The organism is Novosphingobium jiangmenense (genome assembly GCF_015694345.1).
Taxonomy (GTDB): domain Bacteria; phylum Pseudomonadota; class Alphaproteobacteria; order Sphingomonadales; family Sphingomonadaceae; genus Novosphingobium; species Novosphingobium jiangmenense.
The window spans coordinates 48,436-60,690 of record NZ_JADQDC010000008.1; the positions used below are offsets into that span (position 1 = coordinate 48,436).

Annotated in this window: 12 protein-coding genes; 8 read left to right on the forward strand and 4 right to left on the reverse strand. The window is 65.9% G+C overall.

Annotation, left to right across the window (positions count from 1 at the left end; translation table 11 throughout):
* Window positions 1–110: 110 nt before the first annotated feature.
* Window positions 111–785 carry a response regulator transcription factor gene (locus tag I2488_RS12390; RefSeq protein WP_196276129.1) on the forward strand — a complete coding sequence of 225 codons (675 nt, stop codon included), beginning with the start codon at window positions 111–113 and terminating at the stop codon, window positions 783–785.
* Window positions 786–787: 2 nt separating this feature from the next.
* Here the strand turns inward: I2488_RS12390 and I2488_RS12395 are convergent, their stop codons facing one another.
* Entirely contained in the window at window positions 788–1,276 is a 489-nt protein-coding gene (locus I2488_RS12395) for an SRPBCC domain-containing protein (protein ID WP_214652365.1), read from the reverse strand.
* Entirely contained in the window at window positions 1,260–1,613 is a 354-nt protein-coding gene (locus I2488_RS12400; RefSeq protein WP_196276131.1) for an ArsR/SmtB family transcription factor, read from the reverse strand. The genes I2488_RS12395 and I2488_RS12400 overlap by 17 nt, the downstream gene beginning before the upstream one ends.
* A gap of 144 nt (window positions 1,614–1,757) precedes the next feature.
* Between I2488_RS12400 and I2488_RS12405 the strand changes: the two genes are divergently transcribed.
* The 4 genes from I2488_RS12405 (at window position 1,758) to I2488_RS12420 (ending at window position 6,217) form a co-directional block, all read left to right on the forward strand.
* Entirely contained in the window at window positions 1,758–2,288 is a 531-nt protein-coding gene (locus tag I2488_RS12405; RefSeq protein ID WP_196276132.1) for a hypothetical protein, read from the forward strand.
* A 152-nt stretch (window positions 2,289–2,440) separates the two neighbouring features.
* Window positions 2,441–5,074 carry a TonB-dependent receptor gene (locus tag I2488_RS12410; RefSeq protein ID WP_196276133.1) on the forward strand — a complete coding sequence of 878 codons (2,634 nt, stop codon included), beginning with the start codon at window positions 2,441–2,443 and terminating at the stop codon, window positions 5,072–5,074.
* A 146-nt stretch (window positions 5,075–5,220) separates the two neighbouring features.
* Window positions 5,221–5,415: a hypothetical protein gene (locus I2488_RS12415; protein WP_196276134.1), complete on the forward strand. Its 195-nt coding sequence runs from the start codon at window positions 5,221–5,223 to the stop codon at window positions 5,413–5,415.
* 100 nt (window positions 5,416–5,515) lie between these two features.
* A complete protein-coding gene (locus I2488_RS12420) occupies window positions 5,516–6,217 on the forward strand; it encodes a glutamine amidotransferase (protein ID WP_196276135.1) in 702 nt (233 codons plus the stop codon).
* On the opposite strand, the gene I2488_RS12425 is transcribed toward I2488_RS12420, so the two are convergent.
* Window positions 6,214–7,605: a sensor histidine kinase gene (locus I2488_RS12425; RefSeq protein WP_246465651.1), complete on the reverse strand. Its 1,392-nt coding sequence runs from the start codon at window positions 7,603–7,605 to the stop codon at window positions 6,214–6,216. The genes I2488_RS12420 and I2488_RS12425 overlap by 4 nt on opposite strands.
* On the reverse strand, window positions 7,602–8,288 hold the full coding sequence (locus I2488_RS12430; RefSeq protein ID WP_196276136.1) for a winged helix-turn-helix domain-containing protein: 687 nt from the start codon (window positions 8,286–8,288) through the stop codon (window positions 7,602–7,604). The genes I2488_RS12425 and I2488_RS12430 overlap by 4 nt, the downstream gene beginning before the upstream one ends.
* 153 nt (window positions 8,289–8,441) lie before the next feature.
* Here I2488_RS12430 and I2488_RS12435 point away from each other — a divergent pair, with 153 nt between their 5' ends.
* From I2488_RS12435 to I2488_RS12445, 3 genes are read left to right on the forward strand one after another with little or no spacing between them, the layout of a single operon-like run.
* A complete protein-coding gene (locus I2488_RS12435) occupies window positions 8,442–8,867 on the forward strand; it encodes a DUF2147 domain-containing protein (RefSeq protein ID WP_196276137.1) in 426 nt (141 codons plus the stop codon).
* A complete protein-coding gene (gene mprF / locus I2488_RS12440; RefSeq protein ID WP_196276138.1) occupies window positions 8,864–11,482 on the forward strand; it encodes a bifunctional lysylphosphatidylglycerol flippase/synthetase MprF in 2,619 nt (872 codons plus the stop codon). Before I2488_RS12435 ends, mprF begins: the two co-directional genes overlap by 4 nt.
* Window positions 11,479–12,186, forward strand: coding sequence for an AcvB/VirJ family lysyl-phosphatidylglycerol hydrolase (locus tag I2488_RS12445; RefSeq protein WP_196276139.1), 708 nt, complete (start codon window positions 11,479–11,481; stop codon window positions 12,184–12,186). The genes mprF and I2488_RS12445 overlap by 4 nt, the downstream gene beginning before the upstream one ends.
* The last annotated feature ends 69 nt before the right edge of the window (window positions 12,187–12,255 follow it).

The window sequence follows — 12,255 nt, forward strand, 5'->3', positions numbered from 1 at the left end:
GCGGGGAGGGGAGCAGCACTGCCCCGAAGCATTGCTGCGCGGTGTAACATCGTCATGCGCCCGTCACATAACCGCGACAGAACGTGCCCATTGTCTGGGGCTTTGTTCAAATGCGGCATATCGACATTCTGTTGACAGGTGACCTTGCGGGCGGGCGCGAGGCGTTCGTGCATTCGGACTTGCGCGTGGTGTTCCATCGCTGGAAGGCCGACGCGCCGCTGCCGCTGATGGAAGGGCGGCCCTGGGCCTTCGTCGACTGGGTGCTGGCCGAAATGTCAGGACTTGAGCTGTGCCGCCGGTTGCGGTGCGCCGACAGCCTTGGCCAGGACGCGCACATCACGATGATTCTCGAAGACGACGACGCCGAGGCCAAGCGGCGGGCGCTGCGGGCCGGGGCAGACGATTACATCGTCGGGCCGGTGGACCGCAACGCGCTGCTCGACCGCGTGCTGTCGATCCAGTTGCCCGAGCATGAGGCCCCTGCCCGCCTGCTCAGGCTTGGCGAACTGGCGCTCGATCTTGCCGCGATGCAGGCGCGCTGGCGGGAACGTCCGCTGCTGCTGATGCCCAACGAGATGCGTCTGTTGCGTTACCTCATGGAAAAGCCGGGTCACGTGTTCAGCCGCCAGCAGCTGATCGCGGCGCTGGGCAAGCATGACCAGCCCATCGACGAACGCACCGTGGATGCCTGGGTGAGCCGCCTGCGCCGCGCACTGCGCGACGTCGGGGCTGGCTCGCCACTGCGAACGGTGCGTTCGCTGGGATACGTGCTCGACCGGCCCTGAGTTCAGACCTGAAGGAATTCTTCAAGCTGCTTGAGGCTTTCGGCGGTGCCTTCGCAAGCCCCGGAGGCGAGTTCCTGCTCCATTGCCTCAGCCGTGGGGAAGCGGTTGGAAATGCTGACTTCGGTGCCGCCGTCCTCCTCGGTAAAGCTTACCGTTGTCACGGCACCATCCGGGCTTTCCTCGTTGGTCCAGACGATCCGGCAATCAGGCTCGACCTCGATATAGGTGCCGAAGAACGCCATCGGCTGGTCGGAGGATGCGTGGCCGATCTCCAGCCGGTAGGTGCCACCGACGCGCACATCCATCTCGCACGAGACCAGCGTCATGCCGTAGGAGCGTGGCACCCACCATTGGCGGAACAGCGCCGGGTCGGCCCAGGCCTTGTAGACCAGATGGACCGGCGCATCGAAGCGGCGGATGACCACCAGTTCGCGATCCCCGCGCTTTTCCACGCGCGTCTTGTCTGGCGTGCCCTCAGATAGTGTCGTCACTGGCATTCTCCTCTCGCTTCATCATTTCGAGAACCGCATCCAAGCTCTCGAACCGGGTCGCCCAGACCTTTCGGTAACGATCGATCCATGCCGCTTCCTCGGCCATTGGCAGGTGTCCGAGCCTGCAGCGGCGGGTTCTTCCCACCTTCTCGGTGGTGACCAGACCTGCCTGTTCGAGCACGGCGATGTGCTTCTTCATGCCGGTCAGGGTCATCGCGAACCGGTCAGCCAGATCGCCGACGGATGCTTCTTCCTGAAGCAGGTGCTCGATCACGCCGCGCCGGGTGGCGTCCGCAAGTGCGGAAAAGGATCGGTCGAGAGCGTTATAGTGAACCATATGGTTCAGTGTTTTCACGAATGTCCGCCTCGTGCAAGCGAAATGCGATGGGCCGAAAGTCCCCTGCAATCCTCGCGAAGGCCATTTGTGACAGTGTCGGAAACATTTTGCAGGAGCGCGCGGGCGCGCGCTAACCTCCGGGAAATGAGGAAACTGATTGCGCTGCTGCTGTTGTCGATCGCCATGCCTGCCCATGCCGAGCGACTGCAATTCGACCACCGCCTGTCTCCCCCGCTGCAGAAGGTCCTCGACGAGGGGCGCAGCGAGATGGTGCAGTTCGATGGCAGCGATCCGACGCGACTCGTCGATCTGATCGCAGTGCGCGGCGAGTCGGCGGCGAAGTGGCAGGAGGCGCTACAGATCGTCTCGATCCCGAAGCAGAAAAAGATCGATGGGGCGCAAGGGTGGATGGCGCAGATCGAGAGCGGGATCCGCAGCCGCAGCGCAGGCGCATCGTGCAAGGCGGAGTTCGCGGTGCTGGGGCAGGACGAGCACTCTGTGACTTTCGAACGCAGGTCTCCGGGATGCGGGGCGGAGTCGATCAGTTACGGGCTCTATCGGCTGGTCACCGGCAAGCGGTCATGGTTTCAACTGGCAGTGCTGGCCAAGGACGGGATTTCACCGGAAGCCAAGGCGCAATGGCTGGCGCTGCTCGCATCCGCACACCTTGAATGAGGATAATGATGCCCTTGTCACGGTAGTGTCACGGGCACGTCACTGTAGTGTCACCGGGTATCTCTAGGGCGACGCGCAGGCCGGATGGTGGCTGCCGATAGGGGCAGGACCGGAGGGCCGCGATACTAACGTCATCCAGGGAAAACCTCTCCATGAAGTCCGCTCGTATTCGTCGTTCTGCTTCGCTGGCAGCACTTGCCATCGCGGCCACCTGCAGTTCGGAATCGGCCTTCGCCAAGTTCTCGGTCGGCGCTGAAGGCGTCACCGTCGAAGGCGCAGTTGACCAGGCAGCCCCCGCAGCAGAAGCCGAAGTGCAGTCGGAAACCGGCGGCAACAGCGGCGGCGGTCTCACCGAAATCGTCGTGACCGCGACCAAGCGCGAGACGAACCTGCAGAAGACTCCGATCTCGATCTCGGTCATGGGTGCCGAGACGATCAAGGAACGCAAGGTCCAGAGCCTGCTCGACCTGGCTGACGGTGGCGTGCCCTCGCTGCGCGTTGCCACTTTCGAAGCCCGCCAGTCGGCCCTGACCATCGGCATCCGCGGCATCGTGCCGCTCGACGCCAACCAGCCCGCTCGCGAACAGGGCGTCGGCGTCTATATCGACGGCGTCTACCTTGGTCGCCAGCATGGCCTCAACACCGGCCTGTTCGACATCGAGCGCGTCGAAGTGCTCAAGGGTCCGCAGGGCACCCTGTTCGGCCGCAACACCGAAGGCGGCGCGCTCTCGCTGGTTTCGAAGATGCCCACCGGCGAGTTCGGCGGCAGCCTTGACGGCGGCGTCGGCAACATCGGTTCGCGCAACGCCGCGCTGCACCTGAACCTGCCCAAGTTCGCCGGCTTCTCGGTCAAGCTCGACGGCGTGTACCAGCACCAGGACGCGATTACCAAGAACCCGCTCGCCGGACAGGCCGGCTGGGGCTACTTCAACCGCAAGGGCTTCCGCGCGGCGGTGCGCTGGCAGCCGTTCGACGGCGTGACCAACGACTTCTCGTATGACGTCGCCCGCGACGAGAACACTCCGTTCTACAGCCAGCTGCTGAACTACAACCCGCAGAACTGCCTGAGCGGCGGCACAAATGCCTCGCCGATCGCCATCCCCGCAGGCAGCACCTGCGTGACGCCGGGCACTGCCTTCACCGGCACGCAGGGCACGATCAAGCCGCTGGCTCCCGGCATCGTCGTCAACGGCAAGACCCTGATGCGCACCGCCGACATCGGCGTGCCGCAGCGCAACAGCGTCGACAAGACCCACGGCTTCACCAATGTGCTGAAGTTCAAGGTCTCGCCGGAGCTGGAACTGCGCTCGATCACCGCATGGCGCGGCGTTGACGTGCAGCAGTGGGACAACTCGGGCGGCGCACACCGCGTGCCGGTCATCAACTACACCCCGAACTGCACCGCTGCCGCGCCTTGCGCGTTCAGCCGCTACAGCCTTGCCGACCTCAAGCAGAACCAGTTCAGCCAGGAATTCCAGGCCGTCGGCACGATCGGCTCGGTCGACTACGTTGCGGGCTTCTATTACTTCAACGAGCACGTCAGCGACGACGCGGCAACGCCGAACTCGATGGGCGCGATCTACGTTTCGCCGACGCAGGCGAACTACGTGCAGATCCCGTTCTGCACCGGCAACACGCCTGACTTCGTCGGCAAGGCCGTCAACGGCTGTGCGATCGACCGCGCCTCGGTGGTCAATTCGAAGAGCTATGCGGTCTACGGCCAGGCAACCTGGAACGCGACCGAAGCGCTGCACATCACGGTCGGCGGTCGCTACACCTGGGACGACAAGGAAGGCGATCTGACCTGGTCGCGCAACATCAACTACACCGTCAACACCGCCGCTGCGGCTGCCAACGGCTACAAGCGCCTCGACAAGAAGTGGAAGCGCTTCAACCCGATGGCGACGGTCGCCTATGACTTCAATCCCGACGTCCACGGCTACGTGAAGTACTCGACCGGTTATCGTGCCGGCGGTGCCAGCTCGCGCACTTCGGACTACCGCGCGTTCGATCCGGAAGACGTGAAGAACTACGAAGTCGGCCTCAAGGCGGACCTGTTCAACCGGCACGCCCGCATCAACATCGCGGCCTACATGATGGACCGCAAGAACAGCCAGGTCGACCTTTCGACCATCCAGCCGACCGCGACGGGCAACTTCAACAACCTCGTCACGTTCAATGCGCCGGGCACGACCAAGATCCGCGGCGTCGAGGCCGACCTCACGCTCAAGCCGACCGACGCGCTGAAGATCGACCTGTCCTACGCCTATACCTACACCAACATCCCCGAAGTGCCGGTGACCTACAAGGAGTTCACCTCGGCAGGCGTACCGACCGGCAACAGCACGACCGTGCCGCAGAAGTTCTTCATCGTGTTCACCCCGCGCAATGCGGCGAGCGCCTCGATCGACTACGAGTTCCCCGAGATCCTCGGCGGCGCCCGTCCGAAGTTCCACATCGATGCAAACTACTCGCAGGCGACCCAGAGCTTCGACCAGTTCGCGACCAAGGCGGATGAAAGCTTCATCGTCAACGCCCGCCTGTCGTTGCTCGACATCGGCCTTGGCAACCAGAAGATGAACCTGGGTCTGTGGAGCCGCAACCTGTTCAACAACCAGCTGGTCTATCGCCGCGATCCGTCGAACAGTCTGCCGGCTGTGCAGACCACTGCCGCGTCGGGCGTGCCGAACGTGGTGGTGATCGGCAACAACAGCAATATCCTCGGTGACTACGGCAACTTCAACATGCCGCGCACCTTCGGAGTGGATGCTTCGATCAAGTTCTGATCGCAGCAGGTTTACCGATTGCCGGGCGGGCGGTCAGCAATGCTGGCCGCCCGTTCTCCGTCTTTCGGGCCTGCGCAGCAGTCATCAAGTGAAGGAACGGTTAACTTTTGCCAGTTGTCCGAATCGCATCGCATCTGGAACAGAGGATGGGTGACCAACCAGATAGGCTTTCCGGCGTGCTCAATCTGAAATGCCTGTTCGGGTTTCATCGGCCGGTGCGCAGCAAGGTGGTGCGCAAGCTGATGTATTACACCGGCCCATGCCAGGGCTGCGGCAAGCCGATCCGGCGTTTGCGCAGAGGAAGATGGCATGTCTATCGCGACAATGCCGACCGGGACTGAACGGGAGAAAACCGCTCCCTCTGACTTCCCAAGAAAAACTCTATTGAACCGGTAGAGCATTTTTCCGATTGGAATGCGGGCAAGCAACGCCGGATTTCCGATGCCCCGCAAGACTGCCCTGATCATTCGCCACGTGCCGCACGAAGGCGTTGCCGGATTCCGCAAGCCGGTGGAGAGCGCGGGTTACGACGTCGACCGGATCGACGTGGCCGATCCTGCCTTTGCCAGTCTCGACCTGCGCGAGCCGGACCTGCTGATCATGATGGGCGGGCCGATGGGGGTCTACGAGCAGGACCAGCATCCATGGATCGCCTGCCAGCTGCGCCGTCTGGCCATGCGGCTGGAGGCTGACCGGCCCACGCTTGGCGTGTGCTTTGGCGCGCAGATGATTGCCGAGGCGATGGGCGGCAAGGTCTTTGCAGGGCCGCACAAGGAAGTGGGATTCCATCCGGTGCAGGTCCACGCCACCGACAGCCCGCTGCGGCACATTGCCGACGTGCCGGTGCTGCACTGGCATGGCGATACCTTCACCCTGCCGCCAGAGGCCGAGCTGCTCGCTTCGAGCCATGTCTACGACCATCAGGCGTTCCGCCGCGGGCGCAACGTGCTGGCCCTGCAGTTCCATGCCGAGATGGGCCTCGATCCGCGCTTCGACGCGTGGATCGAACAGTGGCCCGAGGCCGTGGAAGAAGCGGGCGGCACGCTGGAAAGCCTGCGCGCCGCGCACGACCTGCATGGGCCGGTTGCAGTGGACGCCGGACGCGCGATGATCCGGCAGTGGCTTTCCGAACTTGACGCCTAGAGCGTAACGGCCTGCTGACGCGGCAGGCGAAGCGTGACCTTGAGGCCGGGCTGGCCTGACGTACTTGCAGGATTATCGGAAAGCTCGACAGTGCCGCCATGGAGATGGGCGACTGCTTCCACCAGCGCGAGGCCCAGCCCCGCGCCATAGCCGCCGCGCGCTTCATCGAGCCGCCCGAAGCGGCGCAGGGCCTCGGCGTGAAGGTGCGGGGGTATCCCAGGCCCTTCGTCGGCAACCGAAAGCGCAATGTCGCTCCCCGAGAGTCCAAGAGCTACGGTGATCGTGCCCGCGCCATAGCGCATGGTGTTGTCGATGAGATTGCCGAGCACCTGGTCCATGAGCTGGCGGTGCACCGGCAGCGTCAGTCCGGGGGCAGCGTCGACGACGAGGGTGCGGCCTTCTTCCTCGGCCAGCGGCTCGTAGATTTCGGCAATGGTCTCGACCATGGCGGTCAGGTCGGTGGTGGCGAAGCTCTGCCGCCCGATCCCGGCCTCGGCGCGGGAGATACCGAGCGCGGTATCGATGATGGCCATGACGCGGCGACCCTCCGCCTGCGCCGCCTCGACCGCCGAGAGCGCATCAGGGTCGTCGATCCGCGTGGTGACGCGATCAAGCGCCGTGGCCATCCGGGTCAGCGGGGACTTGAGGTCGTGCGCCAGGGCGTCGGTCGCGACCTTGAGCTGGCCGTTGAGGGATTCGACGCGGGCCAGCGCCCGGTTCACCTCCTCGCCGAGACGGGCGAAGGCGTCGCCGGAATTGTCGGGCGGCACGCGGCGGGCAAGATCACCCTGGCCGACCCCTTCGAGCGTCCTGACCGTGCCCTGCAGGCGGTGGACGATCTGGCGCGTGGCGAGCCAGGCGGCAATGGCCGCAAACAGTAGCGACAGGGCCAGCGTGGCGAGGCTGGCACGCTCAAGCAGGGCGAGGAACTGCCGGTCGCTTTCCACGACGACGCCGGTGAGCAGAGTGCCGCCGTGTTTCAGCGGCACGGCAAGCAGGAAGGCCGCCTCGGGCGCGGCGTGATTGCGGCGCAGCACCTCGACCAGGCGCGCAGCGCGGTAGGTGCGGGCATCGGCGGGAACGCCGCGCAGATTGCCCGCGATCAGCCGACCATCGCGGTCCTGCAAGGCCACGACGACGCCGCGCCCGACTTCGTTGGACAGGCGCAGGCGGATCGCTTCGACCAATGCGCCCTGCCCTCCGGCGACATGGGTGGCGACAAGGTCGTCGCGCAGGGTCTCGACCACGTCGATCGCCTGCGTACGGCTCTGCTGGCGGATCACGGCGCCGAGGCCGACCAGCAGCAGGGCTGCGGCGAGGACCTGCAGCAGGAAGACCAGCGCGGCCAGCCGCAGCGTGGTCGATCGCCAGAGGGTAGACAGGGTCAAGGATTGGCGCCGATGCGATAGCCTGCGCCGCGCACGGTGTGGAGCAGCGGCTCGGCATGGCCTTCGTCGATCTTCTTGCGCAGGCGACTGATGTGGACGTCGATCACGTTGGTGCCGGGATCGAAGTGGTAGTCCCACACGCCTTCGAGGAGCATGGTGCGCGTTACCACCTGATCGACGTGGCGGAGCATGAATTCGAGCAGGCGGAATTCGCGCGGCTGCAGTTCGATGGTCTGCCCGGCGCGGCGGACGCGGCGGGCAAGGAGGTCCATCTCGAGATCGGCACAGGACAGCGTAGTCTGCTGCGCCGGGGCGCCGCCGTGGCGACGGATGAGCAGGCGGATGCGGGCGAGCAGTTCGGCAAAGGCGAAGGGCTTGGCGAGGTAATCGTCCGAGCCGCCGGTCAGGCCGGCAATGCGGTCTTCCGCCGCGCCGAGCGCCGACAGGATGATGACCGGCGTCTCCACCCCTGCCCCGCGCAGCGCGCCGAGCACTGCCATGCCATCGAGCCCCGGCAGCATCCGGTCGAGCACGATGCACTGGTATGCGCTGTCCGTGCCGAGGAACAGGCCATCGCGGCCATTGCTGGCGCGGTCGACAGTGAAGCCCTCTTCCTCGAGACCTCCGGCGATGTAGTCGGCAGTGGCGGGATCGTCTTCGACCAGCAGGATCTTCTGGCTCATCTGGGTCCCCGAAATGCAGCGGATGCACGGCAACATGGCAAGGTTTTGCGCGCGCTGCGAGGGGCCTCGGGCAACATTGCCGATAATTCATGCAAGCGCCACGCGAGGGCAATTGCCGGGAGAATAGCAGGGCAGCATCGGAGGAACCATGCGATGCGCCTCAAGCCCGCGTTACTGTTCATGCTCACCCTGCTTGCCGCACCGGCAGGCGCCTATCCCCGCGCGGCGACCGATCCGGTGACCGGGCTGTGGATGAACCCCTACCGCTCGGTGGCGGTGCAGAACATGATGTGCGGCAATGCGCTGTGCGGCCGGGTGGTGTGGGCCAGCAGCGAGGCCAAGGCTGACGCGCGGGAGAGCGGCGTTTCGGAGCTTATCGGTCTGGACCTGCTGGAAGATTATCGGCCGCAGGCGCGGGGCAGCTGGAAGGGCACGGTGCTGGTGCCCGACCTTGGCCACCGCTTCAGTTCGACGATCGAGACAATCGGGCCTGACCGCCTGAAGATCAGCGGCTGCATCCTGCACGGGCTGGTCTGCAAGTCGCAGGTCTGGACGCGTATCGGAGTGCTGCCGCAATGACCCTTTCGGAAAAGCAGCGCCGCATCGGTGCAGCCGGGGTAGTCCTTGCCCTCACCGCGCTGGCTTTCGTGGCGCTAGACCGGCTTACGCACGAGGTGCGCTATGAGGATGTGCGGACTGCCCTCCACGCGCTGACACCGCTTCGGCTGGCAGGCGCGCTGGCGTTTACCGCGGCAAGCTATCTGGCGCTGACCTTCTACGACTTCATTGCGTTGCGGGTGATCGGCCGCCCGTTGCCGTGGCGGACGGCGGCACTGGCCTCGTTCACCAGCTATACGCTCAGCCACAACCTCGGGCTGGGGCTGCTGACCGGAGGGTCGGCGCGCTACCGCATCTATGTTGCCGCAGGACTCGACGGTCCCGATGTGGCGCGGGTGATCGCGCTGGCGGGGGCGACGTTCTGGGCGGGCGTGGTCACAGTCGCGGCGCTGGCGATGGCGGCAGGATCGGTGCCGATCGATCTGGGCTGGACTGCGCTCGCTCCGGCGACGGTGCAGGTCGTTGGCTGTGCCCTGCTGGCGTGCGTGGTGCTGCTGTCCGTGGTCGTCGCGCTTCAGCGCAAGCCCTTGTCCTTGATGGGTGCGACGATTCGCCTGCCGGGCGCGCCGGCGCTTTGCGCCCAGTTCGCCACCGGGCTGGCCGATCTTGCCTGCGCCAGCGCTGCGCTGTTCGTGCTGATACCGGGTGCCGACCCTGCAACCTTTCCCCTGTTCCTGCTCGCCTGGGCGCTTGGCATCGTCGTTGCCCTGATCAGCCACGTGCCCGGCGGACTTGGCGTGTTCGAGGCGACGGTCATGGCGGTCCTGCCGGCGCAGGACCGGACCGGCGTCTTTGCCGCGCTGATCGTCTACCGCCTGATCTACTACGTCGCCCCGCTGGCGCTGGGCGTGGTGCTGCTGGCCTGGCACGAGGTCACCCGCTCGCCCCGGCTGCGGCGGGTCTTCGGTGGCATGCGCAGCGTGGTGGCCGATCTGCTGCCGGTGCTGCTGGGCGGCGCGACGTTCCTCGCCGGGGCGATGCTGCTGCTGTCGGGCGCGCTGCCGCCGGTCGGCTGGCGCATCGATGTGCTGGGCGATGCCCTGCCGCTGCTGCTGATCGAGGCGAGCCACGTTGCCGCCAGCATGGCCGGGACCGCGCTGATGCTGATTGCGCCCGGGCTCTATCGCCGACTGGACGGAGCTTCGGTCGTGGCGCGGGTGCTCCTGCTGGCGGGCGCGCTGTTCTCGCTGGGCAAGGGAATCGACTACGAGGAGGCGACGGTCTGCCTGATGCTGGCCGCGCTGCTGCAGCTTGGCCGCCGCAAGTTCGATCGCAAGACCGCGCTGACCGCGCAACCCCTGGGCGCCGGGTGGATCGTCGCGATTGCCATGGCGGCGACGCTCGCAGGATGGGCGGGACTTTTTGCGTTTCGCCACGTCCCCTACAGCGACGCGCTGTGGTGGCGGTTCGCGCTGCAGGCCGAGGCGCCGCGCTACATGCGGGCGATGCTGGGGTGCGTGGTGCTGCTGCTGGGCTTTGCCGCGCGCACGATGCTGGCGCCCGCACCAGCGCCCACTCCCGCGATGCCCAAGGCCGAGGAGTGGGCGACGATCCGCCGCATCCTCGCCACGGCAGACCGGACGGAAGCGATGCTCGCGCTGACCGGCGACAAGCGCTTCCTGATCTCGCGGGCGGGCGATGCCTTCCTGATGTACCAAGTGGAAGGCGCGACGTGGGTGGTGATGGGCGATCCCGTCGGCGCGCGGGAATCGTGGGAAGAACTGCTGTGGCAGATCCGCGACCTGTCGCACCGCCAGCAGGGCCGCCTGCTGATCTACGAGGCCAGCTCGGCCGCGCTCGACATCGCCATCGCCATGGGCCTGCAGATCGTGAAGTACGGCGAGGAGGCGGTGCTGGACCTGGCGGCGTGGAGCCTCGACACGCCGGAAATGCGTTCGGTGCGCAAGTCCGAAAGGGTCGCGGCGCGCGCGGGCGCAAGCTTCCGCATCATTCCGGCCGCCGCCGTGCCGGTGATCATGGACGAGATCGAGGCCGTCTCTGACGAGTGGCTGGCCACGCGCAATGGCCGCGAGAAAGGCTTCAGCTTAGGGTTCTTCGACCGTGCCTACATGTCTTGCTTCGATCTGGCGGTGGTCATGTTCGAGGGGCGCATCGTCGCCTTCGCCAACCTCTGGCTGACCGAGGGCCGGCAGGAGGCCTCGGTCGACCTGATGCGCCACAGTGCCGCGGCCCCGCGGGGGACGATGGACTTTCTCTTTGCCAACCTGCTGCTCTGGGCAAAGGCGCAAGGGTATCGCCACTTCACGCTTGGCATGGTGCCACTTTCGGGCATCGAGGGCCGCAGGCTGGCTCCGGCCTGGGCGCGCGCGGCAGCGCTGGTCTTCCGCCATGGCGAGCGGTTCTACGGCTTCCGGGGCCTGCGCGCCTACAAGGACAAGTTCGGCCCGGTGTGGCGACCGCGCTATCTTGCGGGACCACAGGACGTGGGCCTGCTCCAAGCCTTGCGCGACGTATCACGGCTGATCGGACGGCAGCCGGTGCCGACGCGGACTGCGCCTCCTTCTGCGCCATCGACCACGGCCAGCGCTGTCCCGGCGTTGGAATGCGCCGCATGAGCAGGTTCCGCGCCCGCCGCTGGCGCTGGATCGCGATCGTGCTGCTCGCCATAGTGGCCGTGGCGACGAATGCGCCGCGGCTCCATCTGCTCGGCTCGAAAGCGATGGTCGAGTATCCTGCAGCAGGCGGCGATGGCACGGTCGGCGCGGTATTCCTGTCGGGCGACCTCGGGCTGACCATGGGGATCAGCGGCGAGACGGCCAGGAGCCTCGCTGCCCACGGCTATCCCGTCACTGCCGTCAATTCCTCGGTCGCCTTTGCCCATCATCTCACCCGCACGCAGACCGATGCTGTGGTGATCCAGGCCATCGACGCGGCCCTTGCCCGAGGTGCGAGGAAGGTGGTGCTGGTCGGCCAGTCGTTCGGCTCGGACATCATCGCGACGGTCCTGCCCGATCTGCCGCAGCGCTTGCACGACAGGATCCTGTCCGTGGTCATCGTCGTGCCGTCAAACGACGTGAAGTTCCGCGCAGATCCGTCGGGCGTTGCCTATCTGGGAAAGCCCGATGCGATTCCGGCCCCGGCCTTGCGAACCGTCGACTGGGTGCCGGTAACCTGCATTCACGGCAAGGAAGAGCATTCCAGCCTTTGCCCCCTGCTCGACGGCAGTCCGGCGAAGACGATCGCGCTGCCCGGCAATCACTATCTCCGGCGCGATACGAAGCTGGTCATGGCGACGATATTGCAGGCGCTGCACCGCTGACAGACCGCCAACATGACGGGAATTTCATGTAGCGCCCAGACGCCCCTCACCCGGACCGGCGCATAGGGC